General features: G+C 69.8%; 18 protein-coding genes and 1 tRNA gene. 13 read left to right on the forward strand and 6 right to left on the reverse strand.

What is annotated here, in order from left to right:
* Positions 1-37 precede the first annotated feature (37 nt).
* On the reverse strand, positions 38-466 hold the full coding sequence (locus JYK02_RS10825) for a spore germination protein GerW family protein (protein WP_207050846.1): 429 nt from the start codon (positions 464-466) through the stop codon (positions 38-40).
* 134 nt (positions 467-600) lie between these two features.
* The gene (locus tag JYK02_RS10830; protein ID WP_242588644.1) at positions 601-1,299 is read right to left on the reverse strand and encodes a helix-turn-helix transcriptional regulator; all 699 of its coding nucleotides are present in this window, start codon (positions 1,297-1,299) and stop codon (positions 601-603) included.
* A 225-nt stretch (positions 1,300-1,524) separates the two neighbouring features.
* Between JYK02_RS10830 and JYK02_RS10835 the strand changes: the two genes are divergently transcribed.
* Both JYK02_RS10835 and JYK02_RS10840 read left to right on the forward strand, forming a co-directional pair.
* Positions 1,525-1,974, forward strand: coding sequence for a hypothetical protein (locus JYK02_RS10835; protein ID WP_207050848.1), 450 nt, complete (start codon positions 1,525-1,527; stop codon positions 1,972-1,974).
* Between the two features lie 111 nt (positions 1,975-2,085).
* Positions 2,086-2,706 carry a hypothetical protein gene (locus JYK02_RS10840; RefSeq protein WP_207050849.1) on the forward strand — a complete coding sequence of 207 codons (621 nt, stop codon included), beginning with the start codon at positions 2,086-2,088 and terminating at the stop codon, positions 2,704-2,706.
* Between the two features lie 3 nt (positions 2,707-2,709).
* On the opposite strand, the gene JYK02_RS10845 is transcribed toward JYK02_RS10840, so the two are convergent.
* The gene (locus JYK02_RS10845) at positions 2,710-3,549 is read right to left on the reverse strand and encodes a hypothetical protein (protein ID WP_207050850.1); all 840 of its coding nucleotides are present in this window, start codon (positions 3,547-3,549) and stop codon (positions 2,710-2,712) included.
* 196 nt (positions 3,550-3,745) lie between these two features.
* On the opposite strand from JYK02_RS10845, the gene JYK02_RS10850 reads away from it, so the two are divergent.
* The 6 genes from JYK02_RS10850 to JYK02_RS10875 are packed head-to-tail and all read left to right on the forward strand — an operon-like array spanning position 3,746 to position 9,478.
* The gene (locus tag JYK02_RS10850) at positions 3,746-4,795 is read left to right on the forward strand and encodes a hypothetical protein (protein ID WP_207050851.1); all 1,050 of its coding nucleotides are present in this window, start codon (positions 3,746-3,748) and stop codon (positions 4,793-4,795) included.
* On the forward strand, positions 4,777-6,051 hold the full coding sequence (locus tag JYK02_RS10855) for a hypothetical protein (RefSeq protein ID WP_207050852.1): 1,275 nt from the start codon (positions 4,777-4,779) through the stop codon (positions 6,049-6,051). Before JYK02_RS10850 ends, JYK02_RS10855 begins: the two co-directional genes overlap by 19 nt.
* On the forward strand, positions 6,048-6,659 hold the full coding sequence (locus tag JYK02_RS10860; protein WP_207050853.1) for a methyltransferase family protein: 612 nt from the start codon (positions 6,048-6,050) through the stop codon (positions 6,657-6,659). Before JYK02_RS10855 ends, JYK02_RS10860 begins: the two co-directional genes overlap by 4 nt.
* Positions 6,660-6,666: 7 nt before the next feature.
* Complete coding sequence (locus tag JYK02_RS10865; protein WP_207050854.1) at positions 6,667-7,632, forward strand: fatty acid desaturase family protein; 966 nt, start codon at positions 6,667-6,669, stop codon at positions 7,630-7,632.
* Positions 7,629-8,858: a CapA family protein gene (locus tag JYK02_RS10870; RefSeq protein ID WP_207050855.1), complete on the forward strand. Its 1,230-nt coding sequence runs from the start codon at positions 7,629-7,631 to the stop codon at positions 8,856-8,858. The genes JYK02_RS10865 and JYK02_RS10870 overlap by 4 nt, the downstream gene beginning before the upstream one ends.
* A gap of 2 nt (positions 8,859-8,860) precedes the next feature.
* Positions 8,861-9,478: an iron-containing redox enzyme family protein gene (locus JYK02_RS10875; RefSeq protein ID WP_207050856.1), complete on the forward strand. Its 618-nt coding sequence runs from the start codon at positions 8,861-8,863 to the stop codon at positions 9,476-9,478.
* A 21-nt stretch (positions 9,479-9,499) separates the two neighbouring features.
* On the opposite strand, the gene JYK02_RS10880 is transcribed toward JYK02_RS10875, so the two are convergent.
* The 3 genes from JYK02_RS10880 to JYK02_RS10890 form a co-directional block, all read right to left on the reverse strand.
* On the reverse strand, positions 9,500-9,772 hold the full coding sequence (locus JYK02_RS10880; protein ID WP_207050857.1) for a hypothetical protein: 273 nt from the start codon (positions 9,770-9,772) through the stop codon (positions 9,500-9,502).
* 285 nt (positions 9,773-10,057) lie between these two features.
* On the reverse strand, positions 10,058-11,500 hold the full coding sequence (locus JYK02_RS10885; protein ID WP_207050858.1) for a hypothetical protein: 1,443 nt from the start codon (positions 11,498-11,500) through the stop codon (positions 10,058-10,060).
* A gap of 155 nt (positions 11,501-11,655) precedes the next feature.
* A tRNA-Arg gene (locus JYK02_RS10890) sits at positions 11,656-11,729 on the reverse strand.
* 328 nt (positions 11,730-12,057) lie between these two features.
* Between JYK02_RS10890 and JYK02_RS10895 the strand changes: the two genes are divergently transcribed.
* The 5 genes from JYK02_RS10895 to JYK02_RS10915 are packed head-to-tail and all read left to right on the forward strand — an operon-like array spanning position 12,058 to position 19,171.
* Positions 12,058-12,804, forward strand: a complete 747-nt coding sequence (locus tag JYK02_RS10895) for a pilus assembly PilX family protein (protein ID WP_242588645.1) — start codon at positions 12,058-12,060, stop codon at positions 12,802-12,804.
* Between the two features lie 28 nt (positions 12,805-12,832).
* On the forward strand, positions 12,833-13,264 hold the full coding sequence (locus tag JYK02_RS10900; RefSeq protein WP_207050859.1) for a c-type cytochrome: 432 nt from the start codon (positions 12,833-12,835) through the stop codon (positions 13,262-13,264).
* Entirely contained in the window at positions 13,261-17,466 is a 4,206-nt protein-coding gene (locus JYK02_RS10905; RefSeq protein WP_207050860.1) for a PilC/PilY family type IV pilus protein, read from the forward strand. The genes JYK02_RS10900 and JYK02_RS10905 overlap by 4 nt, the downstream gene beginning before the upstream one ends.
* Positions 17,463-17,984 carry a type IV pilus modification PilV family protein gene (locus JYK02_RS10910; RefSeq protein ID WP_207050861.1) on the forward strand — a complete coding sequence of 174 codons (522 nt, stop codon included), beginning with the start codon at positions 17,463-17,465 and terminating at the stop codon, positions 17,982-17,984. The genes JYK02_RS10905 and JYK02_RS10910 overlap by 4 nt, the downstream gene beginning before the upstream one ends.
* Positions 17,981-19,171 carry a prepilin-type N-terminal cleavage/methylation domain-containing protein gene (locus JYK02_RS10915; protein ID WP_207050862.1) on the forward strand — a complete coding sequence of 397 codons (1,191 nt, stop codon included), beginning with the start codon at positions 17,981-17,983 and terminating at the stop codon, positions 19,169-19,171. The genes JYK02_RS10910 and JYK02_RS10915 overlap by 4 nt, the downstream gene beginning before the upstream one ends.
* Positions 19,172-19,174: the final 3 nt, after the last annotated feature.

Consider the following 19,174-nt stretch of genomic DNA (forward strand, 5'->3'; position numbering starts at 1 on the left):
CCCGGTAGTCCCCCGCACGAATGGGGGTCTGGATTTATCAGGGTCTCCGGAAAGCACTTGCCCCAGGCAACCATCGGCTTGAAAGGAGGCGGGCGTGACGGCGTGCGCCCAGCAACCGGTGGATGCCGAAGAGGAGGATGGCCGTGCCCGCCAGCAACTGGGCTCCCCGAACGATGCGATTGACGTCCACGGCGGGGACCCAGGTGACGTTGCCCTCGCGGATGACGAAGGCGCCCGCGGGTCTGGCCCTCAAGCCGAACCCACTGCCCGAGCCGCTTCCCATCGGGGCCTCGCCCTCCCCTCCGGCCTGCTGAGGTGCCGGCCCCTCGCCGCCGCCTCCGCCGCCTCCGCCTGCCACCAGGGCCGCGGGAATCACGGTGACGCCCCCCTGTTGGATGGCCTCTCCGTAGACGCGCTTCACGGTGATGCTGTCGCGGGTCCGGTCGATGACGTCGTTGACGTCCATGCTGTCCTCCCAGATGGGATGTCGGTGACCTCACCGCGAGTAATGGACATGGTGCGGCAGGATGACTGGAGCGTCAGGCCGGTGGACCGTGAGGCGGCACGGAGGGCGGGGGCTCCATTCCTCGGACCGACGGATCATGACGGTGGGGCAGCTGGCAGGCGCTCCCTGCGGCGCGTGCCTCCGCCCTGGCCGCCGAGCACCTTCGCGAGGAGGGCCGTCCGGGACTGCACGCCAAAGCGCCGGTAGAGGGTCTTCGTGTATTGATTCACGGTGAAGCGGCTGATGCCGAGCCGGGCGGCGATCTGCTTGTCCCCCAGCCCTTGCAGGAGCAGTCCCAGCGTCTGGCGTTCGCGCGGCGTGAGCCGCACCCCTGGGGGCTCCTCCGGCAGGCCGAGCAAGGCTCCGCATTCGGCGTGGAACAGGTGCAGCAGCTCGCGGTCCGCTTCATCGAAGGGGCGCTCGTTCCGCCCGCGGTAGATGCCGATGCCCCGCACCGCTCCCGGCACCTCGGACCACCGGATCGAATACATCGATTCATCGAGATGCGTCGGCCGCAGGTAGTGCTCGACGTAGGGGGCGCCGTACCAGGCCCGATCTCCGACGAGCTCCCGCCGCAGCGCGGTGAGGACCGCGCCAGGCACCGGAGTCAGCTCCATCAGGGAGCGGATGCTCGGGTTGCAGGCGCTGCCCATGCGCTGGAGCGCCTCGAGCGCGGGCCGCGCCGCGCCGTCCCAGCCCTCCAGGACGACGGCCTTGAAGCCTCCACGACCCTCCGGTCTGAAGTCGCCCTCCAGGACGCAGGCTCCCGCATCGGCGCCCAGGAGACGGCACATGCCGGAGAGCAGATGCCGCGGTCTCTCCCCTTGCCCCTCGGGAAGCTCATGCGCTTCGTTGACCAGACGAATCAGGGCTCGGACTTGAGAGCTTCGAAGACTGCCAGCGGCCATGAAAACTCCAGAGTCGCTTTCAGGGAGCGTGTTCCCTGATTTTAGGGATGGCTGTTTCAGCGGCTCGCACTGACTGTTCGCGCGCAGCACCCCACCCCAGGAGGGAAGCGCATGACGAGGCAGCTCAAACAGGCAGTTCTCACGATGGTGGTCCTTCTCCCCCTCGCGGCGATGGCGGCCCGCACCGTGCCCGCGAGCGCCGGCAGGCCCGTCGCCTGGAGCGACGGCCCCTGCTTCTCCATGTCATACAGCACCATGTCCAATGTCTGTTCGACCCGGAGGAGCTACGAGATTCCCCTGACGTCCGACAGTGCAGGTAGCAAGGCGGTGAACGTCACCGCGCGTGGCGCCACGCCCTCGAACAACGTCGGCTGCATGGCGATTGGGATGAACCGCGAGGCCACCCTCGTCTGGGGCGGGACCCGCAAGTGGCTCACCTCCTTCGGCACGCCGCAGATCATCGCGCTGACCGGCGCCTACATCCCCAACAGCGGCTACCTGTACGCCAATTGCCTCGTTGACCCGGGCGGACAGGTCAACACCGTCGAGCACAATCCCTAGCAGAAGCCGGTTGGGCCCATGACTCTCGGAGCGGGGTGTCCGCGTATGCGTGGGCACCCCGGCTCATGTGACATGACAAGAAATCATGTATTGATTTGCGCGGCCCTGTCCGTGGGGCTGCTTTCCTACGGTGTGTCCCGGCTCGCCGTCGCGAGCGACGTGAACGCAGGCGAGCCTGGCGCGCGTGAAACCACCGAGTTGCAGCGGTTGAAGGCGCAGGTCCGCGAGCTCGAGGGCTCGGTCGCTCACTCCGAGCGGCTGGCGCGTGAGGCCCAGGTGGCGGCCCGGGCCACGGGGCCGCGCGTGGATACACCCGTGGCTCCAGATCCGTCCTCCGTGGACATGAGTCCGCCCGACGCGGAAGCCATCGCAGCGGTCCACGAGGAGCCGACGCCGGACGAGGCCGTCGCACGGATGGACGCGCGCTTCTTCGGTGAAGCCGTGGATACGGCCTGGAGCCACGGCGCCACACGGCGCGCGGAGCGGCTCGGTGCGGTGCTGCCTCAAGGCGCGCGCATCGTGTCCCTGGAGTGCCGCAGCTCCATGTGCCGGCTCCAGATGTCCCATCCGAGCCAGGACGCCTTCCACAAATTCCTTCGCGAAGGCCTGATGGAGGCCGCGGACGCGTGGGACGGGCCATTCATGGCCGCGCTCACGGGCACTCCGGGACAGGCAGGAGAAGTCGAGGCGGTGGCCTACCTTGCACGCGCGGGAGTGGACCTGGCGCCTTGAGCGTCACTGCGACAGCGTGAGCAGCCCACCCACGGACTCCGAGCGGACGCGTTGCTCGTCCTGCAGGCGATCCCGCTGGACCCGCGCCCAGAGGAATCTGCGCTTCGCGAGCCGTTCAGCAGGGGTGGTGGCAACCGTCGCGCGGACCTGCGGCGCGAACATGGCATTCCACTCCGCCGGCTCCTTCCGGTAGATGTTGTGGCTCTTCAACGGTGCCAGCAGGTCCGCCTCCCGCCTGTAGGTCCGCGTTTCATCCGCGTAGCGGTCAAGGATGGCTTTGAGGGGCGCCTTGTTCGTTTCGGCGGACGCGCTCTCGCAGGTGGTGATGAAGAGATCCAGGAGTTCGAGCCAGATGAGGCGCCGTTGGGACTGGCCCTGGGCCCGGATGGAGCGAAACGGAACCTGGGGGGCTTCGCGCAGCACCTTCGTCGCGAGCGTGACGAAGCCAACGCGGATCTTGGCTTCGATGAGCCCATCCACCTCGTTGTAGATGGAAGGAATCTTGGAGACAGCGGAGTTGCAATACAGAAACGACACCATCCACTCTTCTTCGAGGTTCTCGAGCAGGTGCAGCGGGACGCGGTTCAGCGACAGCTCCCGGAAGACCTGGTGGGCCCATTGTTTATCGGCCTTGCCGACGCCACCTCCGGTCTTCGCCTGGATGGTGGAGCCCTCGGCCGTTACCACGGCCTGGGAGTCAATCCTCTTGAAGGCAGCCAGATAGTCCAGCAGTCCCAGGACCACGAATGAGATGATCAGCCGCTTCCGGCCGTGCGTGTGTTCATTCTCATTGGAGGGGACAACGAAGTAGTTCAGGGTGTCCGGCGAGTATCGAGTGCCCATGAGTGCAACGGTCATCGATATGGGAGCGCGAAGGAAAGGACCAGGGAGGTGGGGCGGCCGGGCAGGCGCTTGCCGTCTGTGCAGCCGGGTACTCCACGCTGTGTAGCGGGCTGCACACCCGGTGGGCGCGCGGGCCCATCCCCTCGGAAAGAGGAGGGCTTCCCGGCTGGCCCTGTTGGTGCATTGCTGACGTTCCATGTGCCGGGAACGCGCCGCCACCCCTTTTGACGGCCTTCGCGCCGCCCCGCCCAGCGAACACAGCCGCTGGCTGGCGGAGCCCGATGAGCCCGCGCTGCGCGAGCTGCTCCACGCGCGCTACGCCGGGAGCTACTCCTACCGCTTCCTCCATGAGCCTGAAGGGGCCTCGCGGCTCTGGAGGGCCGGCGCGCTGCTCAGCCTGGGGGAGTTCGACGCCCGGGGCACGCTCCTCTGGCACACGGGGCTGTGGTGCAAGCCGGGGCGGGACTCCCTGGACTCGGGGCTCTCCGTGGCCCTGCCCTGCCGGCGCACCGCCATGGACCGCGCCGAGCACGAGCGGCTGTGGAGCCACCTCCTGGAGCGGCTTCAGGCGCGCGTGGGCTTCCTGCACCAACAGACGTCCACGCTGCACCTCATGGCGCAGCGCTACGCGTCGCGCTTCATGCGGGCCGTGCCGGTGGGCCTCATCGTCGACTACACCGAGGGGGAGACGCTGGTGGGGGTGGAGGGCTCGGGCCTGCCGATGCAGGCGCTGGCGATGACGACGGTGCTCGCGCCGCTACCGCCGCGCCGGCGCTTCCTGCCCGCGGGGCCGTGGGGCGAGTGGCTCGCGTCCATCCTCGCCGCCTCGGGCCTGCCGGGGACAGTGGAGCTGACGCCGCTGGAGCGCCGCCCTCGCACCGGGGGCCTCGTGCCGCGCCCGCTCGACTGGAACGAGTCCCTGCGGCTCGAACGGCGGGAACTGGTGGGGTCCGCCGGGGAAGCGCAGTGGGCCACGGCGCTCCCGTCCTCGCGGGCGCGCGTGGACCTGGTCCACCTGTCCATGGGCGAGCCCCAGCTCGTGGCCGAGGCCACGCCCGTGCTCCTCGCGGCGGGCTACCTGCCGACGGGACTCCGACCGCGCCTGGACGCGGCTGACGACATCGTCTTCCAGCACCTGCCGGCGCCGGAGCGGGCGCGCGAGGCGGTGGGACGCGCGCGGCTGGACGGCGAGGCGGCCCGGGCCCTGTGGAGCGGATGGGTGGAGCGATGCGCGCGAACTTCGTAGACACGCTCCTCGCGCGGCTGGACGGCGAGGTGGCCACCATCTGGGCCACGGTGCTGCTGCGCATCGACGCGCGGCCCGACGTGGCGCGGCTGCGCGGGGCCTTGCGCGCCCTGGTGCGCGAGAGCGAGCGCCTCAACGTGGCCTGGGACGACGCGCGCGGTGCGTGGGTGCCCGCGCCGCGCACGGACGAGGCGGTGGACGCGGCCCTGCTGGAAGGCGCCGAGCCGCTGGACGAGCCCGAGGCGGTGACGCGGATCATCAACACCCGGGTGGACCTCGCGAGGGACGTGCCGCTGCGGCTCCACCTCCACCCTGTGGCCGATGGCATGCCGGGCCCGTGGCTCTTCGCCATCCAGCTCCACCACGCGATCGGGGACGCCAAGGCGCTCGCCCACCTGCTGGAGCGGCTCTGGCTGCACTGCGCGGGGCGCGCGTCGGAGTCGCCTCCGCTGGGCCCGTCGACGCTGACGGATGGCAAGGTGCTGCTCGCGGCACTGCGCGGGCCGGGCCGGGTGCTGGGCCTCGCGAGCCCCCGCCGCCGGCTCCTCGCGCACCGGGGCCTGGGCCTGCGCCGCAGTGGAGACACCGCGGGCCGCTCGTTGATGGCGACGGCGCGCCTGACACTCCCGGCGGGCCGCACGGACGTCCAGGCCTCGGAGGTCTTCTTCGCCGCGCTGCTGGCGGGCGTCGCGCTGCGCGAGCCCACGAAGGACGGGCTCATCCGCCTGCGGGTGCCGGTGGACCTGCGGCGCATGCTGGGGCTGGGGCGGATGCTGGGCAACGGCTGCTCGACGGTGCCGCTGGAGTTTCCCATGTGCGAGGTCCGCGCCCGGCTGGAGGACGCGCCCTCGCTGGCGGCGCTGGTGCGCGAGTCGCTGCGGCGCGTGCTCGACGAGGGCGTGCACTGGACGACGGCGCTGGAGTGCATGGCGGTGGCGCGGCTCGCCCCGGGGCCCGTGCTGCGGCGCAACGCGCGCCCCGGGCTGGTGGCCGAGCCCCGCACCAACACGCTGGTGGCGACCTACCTGGGTCGGCTCGACAAGCACTTCGTGGACGCGCCCTTCCGCATCCACTCCATGCGCAGCCACACGGCCACCTGGGGCGCGACGGGCCTGGGTTTTGGCGACACGCTCCACATCAGCACGGCGACGTTCGAGGGACTGTGGAACCACGGCGAGCTGCGCGACTTCACCGAGCAGCTCGCGGGCTGGGCGTCCTCCGGCTTCGGGCTTTCGGCGGAGGTGGTGGGACCATGAAGGGGCTTCGCGACGCACCCGCGCTCTACCTGGGCTTCATCTCGCTGCACCTGCTGCTGGGGCACCTGGGCTCCAGTCTCGTCTACCGCCTGCGCTTCGGCCGCAGCCCGCTGGCCTACCGGAGCACCGGGGCCGACTCCTCGCACACGCGTCTCACGCGGTTGATCAGTGGCGCCTCGCTGGTATGGGCGGGCTCGGTGGTGGCGGCGGCGCTCTGGCCGCGCTGGTCCGAGCTGCCCTGGGGCCGGCCCCTGCTGGCCCTTGCGCCGGAGGTGGGCTGGGCGCTGGGTGTGCTCGGGCTGGTGGGCATGCTGGCGGCGCAGTACGGCATGGGCGCGACGTTCCGCATCGGCGTGGACACGGGGGAGTCCCTGCCCGTGCTGCACGAGCGAGGACTCCACCGCCACTCGCGCAACCCCATCTACGTCTTCTCCTACCTGTACCTCGTGGGCGCCTCGCTCTGGGCTCCGTCGTGGGTGACGCTCGGGGCGTGCGCGGTGCTGGGGGTGCTGTTCCACGGGCTGGTGCTCCAGGAGGAGCGCTACCTCTCCGCCCGCCTCGGCGAGGCCTACGCGCGCTACCGCCAGCGCGTCCCCCGCTATTTCTAAAGGCCCCATGCAGCCCGCCCTCCCCCCCGTCTCCGCATCACCCGCTGCCCCCTCCCGCGACGAGCTGGTGGAGCTGCTGCGCATCCGCCCCGCACGGGCGCTGGGCATGGCGGCCCTCCACCTGGGCGTGTGGGGGCTGGCCGGCGTGGGGCTCGCGCACGTCAGTGGCTTCTGGTTGAAGCTGCCCCTGTGGCTGCTGGCGGCCCAGGGCGTCATGGGGCTCATCCAGTTGGACCACGACGCGTGGCACGACACCCTCTTCGCGTGGCCCTGGCAGAACCGCCTCTTCGGCAACGCGCTCAGCCTGCTCGTGGGCATCGCCTACGAGCCGATGCGGCACGACCACCTCGCGCACCACCGCTGGAACCGCACCGAGAAGGACCCTGACGCCTACAACGCGGGCCGCCGCTCGCCTGGACTGTGGACACTCTTCTACGCCACCGTGCTGCTGGGCCTGCCGCTCAGCCTCGTCTACTTCAACGTCCTCTACCCGGTGCAGCACTTCGACGCTGGCCGCCTGCGCCGCCATGCGTGGGTGTTGCTCGGCTACGGGGCCTTCTACGCGCTGCTCTTCTGGCTCCTGGCGGGCCACGGGCTGCTCGGCGGCGCGGTGGAGTGCTGGCTGCTGCCGGTGCTCTTCGCCAGCCCCCTCAATGGGCTCAAGTCCATCTCTGATCACCACGCCAACGTCTGGCGCGGCGACCGCTTCCACACCGCGACGACGGTGCGCAGCACCCGGCTCGTCACCTTCCTGTGGAACGGCCTCAACCACCACCTGGACCACCACCTCTACCCGCGGGTGCCCGGCTACAACCTCGCGCGGCTGCACGCGCGCCTGCGCCCCGAGCTGCTCGCGCGCGGGGCCCCTCTCTTCGACAGCTACCTCCACGTCATGTGGCGGGCCCTCCTGGCCGGCCCCATGGTGGTGGACGAGGACGTGCGACTCGTCACCCTGGAGCGAAAGCGCCCATGAACGCCCTGCGCCGGCTGTACGCGGACATCCGCTACGAGGACGGCCGCTGGCCGCTGTCCCGCTGGGACCTCAACCTGCGCTACATCACCAAGAGCCTCCTGCATCTGCCGGAGCCGCGCTCGGCCGGAACCGCGGAGCACTTCGCTCGAGTCGCCCGGCACCTCGCCTCGGGGAGCTGGCGGCACGCGGGCGCGCCGGAGCTCCGGCTGAGCGCCGTGGGCGACATGATGTGGATCCGCAGCGGCTTCCACCGCGCCCTCTCTCCCGGCGTCCGGGAGGTGATGGCGAATGACGCGGTGGCCTTCGCCAACCTGGAGACGCCGGTGGATCCGGCGCGGCCTGTACCCCGGCTCGTCTACGAGACGCTCCACTACAACGCCCCGCCGGACTACCTCACGGCCTGGGAGGGCACGGCGCGCCACCGCGTCTTCTCCCTCTGCAACAACCACGCGCTCGACCAGGGCGCCGGAGGGCTGGAGCGGACCCGGGAGACGGTGCTGGCCTCCGCCCAGCACCGCTGCGTGGGAGGCCCCCGGCCGGAGGACGCGGTGGCGGCCCTGGAGGTGGACGGGGTGCGGATGGGCATCGCCGCCGTGACGTATGACATCAACCACCTCGTGGGGACGCCGCCCGCCGGGGTGCCGGTGACGCGGCTGGGCAGCCCGCTCCACGCGCCGGACTGGGAGCGATTGGGCGCGCTCATCGACGCCGCTCGCGCGGTGGGGCCGGACCTGGTGGTGCTGATGCCGCACTGGGGCTTCGAGTACGAGTACTGGCCCGAGGCCCTCCAGCGCGAGCACGCGTACCGGCTCATCGAGCGCGGGGCGGACGTCCTCCTGGGCTCCTCGCCGCATGTCCTCCAGCCGGTGGAGTGGGTGTCCATCGACGGCGCGGACGCCACCTGCCCCACGCAGGTGCGCCGGGGCGGGCCCGCGCGGATGGGGCTCATCGCGTACTCGCTGGGCAACTTCCTGAGCATCATGCCCACGCTGGCGTGTCAGACGGGGGCCGTGCTGAAGCTCGCGCTCGCCCGGGATACGCGGGGCGTGCTCCAGCCGGTGGACTTGCGCGCGGTGCCCACCGCCTGTGGGCGGGGACTCGGTGGGGAGGGGTTCCTCGACGCGGGCGTGGTGCGCCTGGACGAGCTGCCCCCGAAGCGGGCGGCGCCGCACCTCGCTCATGCCCGGCGGACATTGGGCGCGCTGCTTTCGGACCGGAGGGACTGAGGATGTCTGCGATTGAGGAGCAGTTGGAGGCAATCACCGTCGGGATGGCGCGGCAGGTCGCGAGCTGGCTGCCGACGGTGACGCCCGAGCGCTACGTGGCATTCCTAGACATGATGTACCACTACACGCGGCGAAGCGGAGACCGGCTGCGGCTCGCAGCCGAGCGCGCCACGCTCCCCGAGCTGAAGGCCTTCTTCGCGGAGCTGGCGGCGGACGAGCAGTCGCACTACCTGCTGGCCAGGGCGGACCTCGAGGCCTTCGGGCGCGAGCCCTCGTCCGGCACGCCTCGCGAGGTGGCCGACTTCCACGCCTTCTGGGAGGGAATCGGGCCGGAGCAGCAGCTCGCCTTCCTGGGCGCGCTGCGAGTGCTGGAGGGCGTGGCGAGGCACCTGGGAGGCGAGGCCCGCCAGGGGCTGGGGCGGCTCGGGCTGGAGCGGACGAAGGCGCGCTTCATCCTCGTCCACCTCGACGTGGACCTGGAGCACGGCGCACGGGCCCAGGACCTTTGCGAGGCGCTGGGAGCCGGGCACCCGGAGCCGCTGCTCGAAGGGGCCCGGCGGGCCGCCGACTTCTGGGTGGCCATCCACCGCGCGGCGCTGACCGGCGACGCGCGGCCCTGAGCGGAAACGGCAACCTTCAGTTCAGTAGCAGTCTACATAACAGGAGTAGATGTCCTCTCCAGCGCCACAGAAATTATCGCCACAGGTGACTGGCTGCGAGTTGCAGACCGCATAAAGCATCTCACACTCAAAGAACAGGTGCTCCTGCGTCCACCAGTCCTTCTCGGAGTTTGCGTTGTCCATGCAATATCCATAAGCCTCATCGCAGTCGTTCGCCTGGGCCGGCGTGACCCAGAGTGTCACCATGGCGAAGATGGAAAGCGCGAACCGCGAACCTGTCTTGATTGTCATCATGATTGTCCTTTCGGCCCTGTCTTACGGAAACAGCGACCGCTCCTGGACACCGCACGAGGTGATGTGAGGCTTGTCTCTATTTCTCGCTGACGGTGCGAAGCGGTTCCCCCCCGATTTAAATGAGCCGACGAAGCGGGAAATGATGCACAGGAGGCTGTTCAGCGAGCAGTCCACCAATTCCCTACACTATCGGGCGTGGACGCCCGTGCAGGTGCTACGCTGGGACACCGCAGCCCAGCCGGGAAAGGCCCACAACGGGGTTCCCATGCCGCAGCTTCGCCTCACCTACCAGTTGCCGCGCGCGTCGGTCAGTTGATCGTCGATGAAGCGGATCGCGGCGTCCTTCATTCGCTCCGCGACCTGTGTTCGCCGCACCTCAGGCAAGGCGCGGAATTTCTTGTCCAGCGTGACCATGCCCTGCAGTTCGTCGGCAAATGGCTTCATCTCGATGGAGATGGCCTTGCGCCAGAGGTCATTCGCGGTCGCGCGGCTGGCGCCGAAGGCGCCGGTGTTCGGGAAGAAGGTGAGGAGCTTGCGGACCGTGCCGTTCGCGCTCGCCGCGTCCGTGGTGGGAAGGGCTCGGATGTCGGCCTTGATCTGCTCGGGGGACTTGCCGTTGAAGAGGCCTTTCAGGCCAATGGTCTCGATGGAGCGCTGCCCGGGCACGCCGAGGTAGGTGTAGAGGGCCTGGATCTCTTCCTTGACGATGAGCGCGGCGGCCTGGGCAACGGGCGGAAGGGGCATGCTGATCAGCTCGTAGGCGGCATCCACCCGCTTCTTCTTGTCAACCGGCGTGCCATCCAGCGTCTCGCCCGCGAAGGCACGCGAGGCATATTCGAGCGCCTTGAGGGGCTTGGCGATCTTGTCACCGAGCACCTTGGCGACATTCCCAAGCTGACCCGCGGCTTTCTCCGCGAGCTCCGGATGCTGGCCCAGGGTCTTCGCGATCTCGCCGATGAGTTTGAAGGTCTTACCGGTGAGGTCAATGATCGCGCGCTGGTGCGTCTCCTTGTCTCCCATCGTCTTCGCGTCCACCACGAGCTTCGCCGCTGTGTAAACGGCGGCCAGGCTTTCCTTCAGCAGCCCGCTGGGCAGCGACTTCGACGCGATATCGATGCTCGTGATTGCGCGATTGACGGCCGGGGAGACGGCCTCGGGCTGCTTCGCTGGCGCCGTCTGCTGTGCCTGCACCGGAGCCTGGCCCTGCGGCTTGCGTTGGGGCGCGTTCTCGAAGAGGTCGGCCCCAATGGAGCGCGGAGGCTTGGGCAGTACGGACTCGAACACGCTCTCGAAGGGCTTGCGCTGGGCCGGCTGGTTCTTGACGTTGAGGATGCTGTTGTCGACGTTCGCCTTCTGGGTCTGCCTCTGCGCGGCTTCGTTCACCATGCCCAGCAGCGAGGTGGCACCCCTCGGACCGAGTGCTCCCACCGTTCGCGCCATCTGCACGGCCTGCTTGAATTTCTGGAGGTCACCTGGCACGCCCTGTTGCACGCCACGAAAGCTGTAGAGGAGCTGGCCGACGAAGCGCGTGTCCTTGATGCCGTTCTGGCGCAGGGTCGACTCGAGCTGGGCCGTGGTCGCCTTGATGTGGCCGTTGGTGTCGTTGGTCAGGACGGACTGGACGGCGCGCTTCAGTGACTCGCCAGCGTCGTAGACGACCTTTGGCGCGGTGCTCACCCCGTGAACGCTGGGGGTGTTTCCACGGCCGGTCGGAAGGTTCTGGATCAAAGGGGTGCTCCCGGAAACATGGGGAAACGGTGCTGCTTGTCCCCCAGGAAGTCCCCTTCGGATTTCTTTTGCGTTTCCGTCCGCGGCAAACGCGGCGTCTCTCCAAGGCCCCCCGGGCCCGACGAAATCCTCAGTCGGGACGGGGGGTTGCGGAGTGGCCCCGACAGGAATCGAACCTGTGGCCTGCGGTTTAGGAAACCGCCGCTCTATCCAACTGAGCTACGGGACCGGAAACGGAGGGCGTTATAGCAGGGGACCCGTCGCGCGCAACGGGTCTGACGCCCGTCCCGGCGGGCTCTGTCCACCCGGCGGCGGATGCAGCCCCGGCAGGGAGCGAGGCAAGCGGGCATGGCCCGGCCGTCGCGACCTTCCTGGAACCAATGCCTGACGTGCTTCCATTTTCTGGTTCACACGTTCCAGATTCTGGAGAGAAGTCCCGCGACGTCTGTCTGGAATTGGCATGCCGTCCGGATTCGGTGATCACGGCCTCCAGAGTGGCGCCCCCTGATATCGAGTGTCTGTGAACACAGGGCACGACGCTTGCTCTGCCTCCGGACATGGACCGTCCCCCCTCCGAGTCCTGTTCGCGCCTCCCCCGTCGTTCCCTCTCTTCCCGGCATAGACCGCGTGAGCGCGGCTTCGCGCTGCTGGCGGCCCTGGGCATCACGCTCGCGCTCACCGTCACGGTGGCCCTGACCGTCAGCGCCGTGACCCGCGAGGCCACCATCCAGGGCGACCTTCGCCGTCAGAAGGAGGCGTTCTTCGCGGCCGAAGCTGGACTCGCGGAGGGGCGCGAGACGATGCGCCTGCTGCTCGGGGACTCGGAGACGTACAACACGGCCCTCGCCGCGCTGGGGCCTCCCGTGAGCGAGCCCGGGCTCGGCTCCGCGACGCAGCCCTGGTACGAGGTCCTTCCTGCTCCTGCCTCCAGCGACGGCTGGAACACGTACCCGCTCACGCTGGAGGACCTGTCCGTCGCGGAGCGTTCGAGCGCGACCGGCGAGCTCTACGCGGACTATCCGCGGCAGGCCAACGTCCGCTACCGCGTCTTCGTCCACGACGACGCGGACGACGCCGACTTCACCGAGGACACCAACCGCCGGGTCTGGCTCGTCGCCGTGGGTGAAGTCCTGGGGAGCAGCGGGCGCCCTACCCGCTCCGTGGTCCAGGCGCTCATCACCAATGACAACGCCTTGCGGCTCACCGGCCCGGGCTGCGTGAACCGCGGCTGCGGTCCCAGCAACACCTTCAACAACACCCTGGATCGCCAGGCGCCCTCCCCCCAGACCGTCCGCTTCTTCTGAAAGCCGCAGCCAGTCCCCCGAGGCGTCCATGCGAGCTCCGCTGCTCTCCGCGTTCCTCCTCCTCGCGCCAATCGCCAGCGCCGAGAACCGAGGCGAAGTCCTCTTCAACCAGGCGTGCTCCCGGTGTCATGTCGCCCAGGCGCCTTCGAAGCCCCAGCCCACGTCGGGCCTCGTGGCGGCCTCCAGGGGCAGCGGTCCCAACCTGGGCGAGCTCATGCCCCGCCGCACCTACGAGCAGGTCCGCAAGTGGATCCAGGGCCCCCAGCGCCTGAAGCCCGACACGGGATGTGACACGCGCATGCTCGCGCCGTCGGACCTGGACGCGCTCATGTCCTTCCTGGCCACCGTGTCCCAGCCTCCCGAGCCTCCGCGGGAACAGCGGCTGCGCCAGGAACTGGAGCAACAGCTCGCCGAGCGGCGTGCCCGGCAACCGCGCTCCGGTGTGAAGGAGACCCGATGATCCGCGCCCTCCTTTCCGCGCTCCTGCTGACCCCGCTGCTCGCCCAGGCGGGTGGACTCAGTCAGCTCTGCACGGACGTGCTCAGCCAGGACAAGCAGCCCGCCTTCCAGGCCAGCGGCTTCGACACGAACCAGTCGGTCCTCATCACCCGGGAGAGTCCGCCCCGGCTCCAGCTCAACACCAACCTGACGGTGCTGGACCCCGAGCGCATCTACTTCCCGTTCGATCAACACGTCACCATCAGCTACGTGTTCGAGTCCGCTGGCGCCTCGCACGCCCTGGGCTACCTGTACCTGGACGACGTGAAGGCGCGCGGCTACGCGGACGCCAACGGCAACCTCGTGGATGCCAATGGCAACGGCATCCTCGACCTGCACGAGGACCTGTACAACCTGGCGCCTACCAGCGGCTCCCGCGCGCGGCCCTATATCGGGCCCGCCGCCGCCTCGGGCACGCCCAACCGCCGGTGCAACGTGCCGTTCACGTCGGGCGGCTTCACCTACAACCAGCCCGAGCTGGCGATGAACGGGAGCTGCGCCTCGACGTTCAGCTCCCAGCAGAGCGTGAAGGACGCGCGGCCGGGACAGACGGGCAACACCATCAAGGTCGACCTCGTGGGCAGCACGATGGGCGGCGCGCCCACGTCGCCCGCGTTCTCCGACCGTGGCGTCTTCGACTACATCCCCAACCTGCTGGAGCCCGCGGATCCCCGTAACAACAAGCTGGGGCTGGGCCGGATGGTCTTCCTCTTGTCCGACGACGACACGGACACGAGCGCGTTCAACAACATCCCTCCGGTCGCCGACTCGAGCGCCACCGCCGACGGCGTCCCCGACTACGACGTCTCCCGCTACGACGCCAACGGCCTGCAGCGCGCCACCAACCCGGACCCGGGCATCACCGCGTACGACCGCACGGTGGACCTGGGACAGATTGAAGGCGGCAAGGAGGTCGTCTTCTTCCTGGTCGTCTTCTACGACGCGACCCACGCTCCTTCCACGTCGGGCGGCACCGTCTTCCCGTGCCTGCGCCGCGACTCGGATGACAAGTGCACGCTCCACCTGCGCACCTCCGTCTCCGTCTTCTTCTCCAAGGCGGCGTGGAACCTGGACCAGAACGCCGTGGGCGGCACGACGACGGCCGAGCGCAACATCGGTTGCAGCTACAACTCGAGCTGCAACCCGAGCAGCCCCTCCACGAGCAACGGGGCCTGCGCCGTGGCCGGCAGCAGCCAGCTGCTCTGTGGCTGGCTGGAGGGCCCCAAGAGCAACGTCAACTCCACGCTGGGCCGGTTGAACACTCCGGCCTACGGCAACCTCAACATGCCCATGGAGAAGGAGTCCATCCCCCGGCCCGCCAACAACCGCATGGCCCACGTCATCATGGGCGCGCCGAGCACCGACCCGTTCCGGTGGATCCTCGGGTTCGAGGACCTCAACGGCGGCGGTGATCGCGACTTCAACGACGTCGTGTTCATGATCAACAAGGAGAACGGCGGCGGCGTCCGCTCGGGCACCGTGTCTGGCGACATCTCCCCGGACATCGCCGAGGACTTCACCATCACCAAGGTCCGCTTCCGGCGGCAGGACGACCTCGCGCCCGCCCCGCGCACCTGCTCCGGTGGCGCGCCGTGCTGGTCCGAGGAGCTGCCCGGCGCGTGCCGGCCTGCCGGTGGACCGCTGCCCACCATCCGTTATTCCGTCGCGGTGGACTGCCGCGTCTGCGCCGCGGGCGTCTGCACGCGCAACCCCAACCCCACCTGGTATCCGGTGGAGTTCCCCAATACGTCGCCGCCCACGCAGGAGGTGGAGCTGGACATGCTGGCGCTGGGCTTCACCGGCTCGCAGCTGTGCTGGAAGGCGGACATCACCAGCCCGAACGAGCGGTGCCGTCCCGTCATCGACAACGTCGACGTGGGCTACCAGGCCGTGCGCGCCGGCACGTACGCACGCGCGTCGCCCTCCACCTTGGGCAACGCCCTCGTCTGGGGCGCGAACGAGACGCCGGGACGCGGCTGGGGTCAGGGATGGACGTCGCCCGGGTATGCCGGCATGCCCGCCGCCAGCCAGCGGGCCTACGACGGCACCACGGACCTGGCGGTGCGCGGGCACCTGTACTTCCGCTCGCTCTACGACCCGGAGGCCCCCACCCGGACGAACGTCGTCGAGCGGTGGAACGGTGGACGCGTCATGGCGGTCGCGTTCGCGCAAGGCCGGGATCCCGCCTCCCGCCGCCTCTTCACCCTGGACGCCTCGGGGATGCGCACGGAGGTCCAGACCGCCGCCGCCGACAACGCCTCCACCAGCCCGCTCTTCCCCGACAGCCTTTGTGATCAGGTGGTCAACGGCCGCTACGTCTACGACCTGAACAACGACGGGACGTGCGGCACGCCCACCCATCCGTTCAAGCGGATCGACGACGACACCAACGACCGGGCCTTCCTGCGCGAGTGGCTGTACGGCTGGGAGGACCTGCACACGCCTGGCCCCGCGAACGTGCGGCGCGCCTGGCCGGTGGGCGGCATCAACCTGTCCACCGTGGCGCTGGCCGTGCCGCCGTTCTTCGACGCCTGGTACCAGGGCGCCCGCGCCGCGGAGCGCGACCAGTACCGCAAGAACTTCATGGAGCCGCTGAAGGAGCGCCGAACCGTCGCCTACGTCGGCACGGTGAGCGGCTACCTGCACGCCTTCGACGCGGGCGCGTTCCGCACGGGTGCGCGCGATGGCTGCCTGGATCAGGAGCAGCAGCGCGGCTACTTCGCGCCGACCGCATGTGGGGCGCGCACGGTGCCGAGGGACTACGGCACCGGAGAGGAGCAGTTCGCCTATCTCCCGAGGCTGTTGCTCGAGCGCTACGTCAACCGCTACGCGCGATTCCTCGGCTCGGGCAACCTGCCGCGCCCGCAGGTGGATGCTTCGCCCACCATCGCCAACGTGGACTTCGGTGTGCCCGGCAAGCCCGCGTGGACGCTGTCCGGTACGCCCTCGCGGACGCAGGGCGCCAAGACGGTCCTGGTCTCCGCCACGGGCAAGGGAAGCCCCGCGGTCTTCGCGCTCGACGTCACCCGGCCGGACCTGCCCGCGCAGTTCCCGCTGCCGCTCTGGGAGTTCAGCTTGGCGGACGGTGCCGTGCAGCAGTCCTTCACGGACGCGCGCAACGCGGATCGCTCCACGCCCAAGAGGGTGAAGCTTCCGGACGACTCCGGCTCGCGGCACGCCCCCAGCGTGGTGCGCCTGGCGTGGGGCGCTTCCCGCGGCCCCGTCTGGAGCGCCGTCGTCGGCACGGACTACGTGCCGAGCTCGGGCCGGGCGGGCACGCTCTACCTGCTCGACATGAAGACGGGGCGCCCGCTGGACCTGGGCACGGGCGGCCGCATGGCAGGTGTCATCACCCTGGATGACGGTTCGGGCATCGCTGGCGAGTCCGCGATGGTGGACCTGGATCAGGACGGCACCTACGAGGTCCTCTACGTCCCGACCACCGCCGGCCGCGTGTACCGCATCAACCTGGACCGGGTGGACACGAGCGCGCCGCTCGGCGCCCAGGTGAGCCGCTGCCGCGTGGCGGACGCCCCGGTAGACGTGTCGTTGAGCAGCAGCGCGGCCAGGTCCCAGGACCAGAGCTACCAGCAGCTCTACTCGAACCTGGCGGTGAAGGTGGTGGACTCCAGCACCGGTCCCATCGTGCGCTTCTACTTCGGCACGGCGGACAACCCGGACGAGTCCTCGGACGGGCCCGCGGACAACACGCGCTACCAGTACCACCTGCTGGGCTACGAGGATCCGGATCCCACCGGCGCTCGGGGCTGCGTGGCGCTGTCACCGCTCTGGGTGAGGCCGCTGGACGCGGGGCAGGCGGTGTGGGGCGGCGTGTCGCTCTCCCAGGACAAGGTCTACGCCACCACGGCGGTGGGCAAGGCCGCGGACATCTGTAGCCTGAGCAGCACGGAGAGCGGACGGTTCTACGCCGTGGGCCAGCTGAACACCGGAACGCTGGCGCCGGAGACGTCGAGCGCGGCCCTCCAGGGCCACGGCGTCAGCGCGCCGGTGGTGCACGACGAGCACCTCTTCGTGCTCACCGCTGACGGAAAGATGCTGATGGTGGGCGGAGACGCCTGGAACAACGACACCGGAAGCGCCGGGGCCACTCGCTCGCGGGTCCTGCTCTGGGAGTCCGTGCCCGAAGGGAGGATGCCGAAATGAGGACGCGGAAGCTCGCGGCACGCAGAGGCGTCGCGCTGCTGGAAACGATGGCGGCGTCGGTGGTGCTGCTCCTGGGGTTAATGGCGGCCATGGCGATGATCCAGCAGAGCAACCACGCCAGCCGCCGGACCCTCACCGCCACCCAGGCGCAGACACTGGCGGAGCAGACGCTGGAGAACCTCGTGTCCCAGGGCTGCACGCGCGCACCGCCGTGCGGGAACATCGCCGCGCTGGACGGCAGCCGCTCCAAGGTGTGGCAGACGGCGGCCGGGGCGGTGCTCACGACGCGGCCTGCGGCGTCCATCGTCGCGCGCGAGTATGAGATCGCGGTGGACGTGGATGGCTCCGTCCAGGCGGGCCTCAACGAGAACAGCGCCGTCGGCGTGCCGGCCGTGGACCGGTCACTGCGAGGGATGGGATCCGGCAACCTCGTCAACGTGCGGGTCAGCGTCAGCTGGGTGGAGCCCGCCCGGACCGGACGCCAGGTGGTCGTCCTCCAGACGCGGATGGCGCCATGAGACGCGGGCCTTCTGTCCGGCGTGGCTTCACGTTGCTGGAGCTCATGATCGGCTCCGCGCTGTCCCTCGTGTTGCTGGCGATGGCCCTGGGCGCCAGCGTCCAGCTCCAGCGGCGCTCGGTGCTCGAGCAGCAGACGATGCTCGCGCAGGTCACCGGGCGCGCGCTCAAGGAGTTCCTCGTCACCGAGCTGTCCCGCGTGGGCGCCGGCATGGGGAACGCGACGCTGGTGTTCTCCCAGGGCGACGTGCGCCAGGGCCTCACCGTGTGGACGGCGCCGGACCTGTCGCTGGGCCGTCCGCCGCTGCTGGCCGCGGATCCGGGCTTCGCGCTTCCCCCCACGGGCGGGCCGTATGCGGGCATGGCCTCGGACGCGCTGCAACTCTGGTGGGGCGACAGCCGGGGGATGATTGCGTTGGACGACTGCGCCGGTGGAAAGGCCTACCGGGTTCGCGAGGGAGGCGCGGAGCGCTTCTGCACGGCGCCCGCGCCCGCCACGGAGCTCCAGCCCGTGACGGGGCAGACCACGCCCGCGTTCCTCGTCAACGCCAGCCAGGTGTTGGCCTGCCACGTGGAAGTCAGGCAGGTACAGGCGGCCACCCAGGAGGTCACCGCCATCGCGGGCACCGGGACGCTGCGAATCCAGAGCGGTCCCTGCGCGGACGCTCAGGCGGCCCTGTGGGAGGAGCCGGGCTGGTTGCTGATGCGGGCCCAGGGTTCTTCGTACCGGGTGAACTGGGCCACGGGTGATCCGGTCCTGGAGTACCTGCCCGCGGGGGCCACGACGTGGACGACCGTGAGCCGCGATGTCGAGCAGCTGAAGGTCCGGCAGGGCCTCATCGATCTGTCCCAACCGCAGCGACCCCTGCGGTGGTTCCCGGACGCTGCGGCCGGGAGGCCCGGGGTCGACGGCTGCACCCTCACCCAGGCGGCGTGCGCGGTGGACACAGGGCCCACCGATGCTCCCGAGGCCGCACCCACGTCGGATGCGGAGCTCCGTCGGATCCTCCAGGAGCGCGTGCGGTCCGTCGAGGTGACGCTCGTGGTCCGCTCGCCCCGTCGCGACCTGAGCGCCGTCCAGGCGGGCACGACCGATGACGAGGGCTTTCCCAAAGACGGCTACCGCCGCCGCACGCTCACGTTCCGGGTCAGCCTCCGGAACCAGGCCGTCGCCGGGCGGGTGCCATGACCG

Origin of the sequence: Corallococcus macrosporus, assembly GCF_017302985.1 — a bacterium.
Taxonomy (GTDB): Bacteria; Myxococcota; Myxococcia; order Myxococcales; family Myxococcaceae; genus Corallococcus; species Corallococcus macrosporus_A.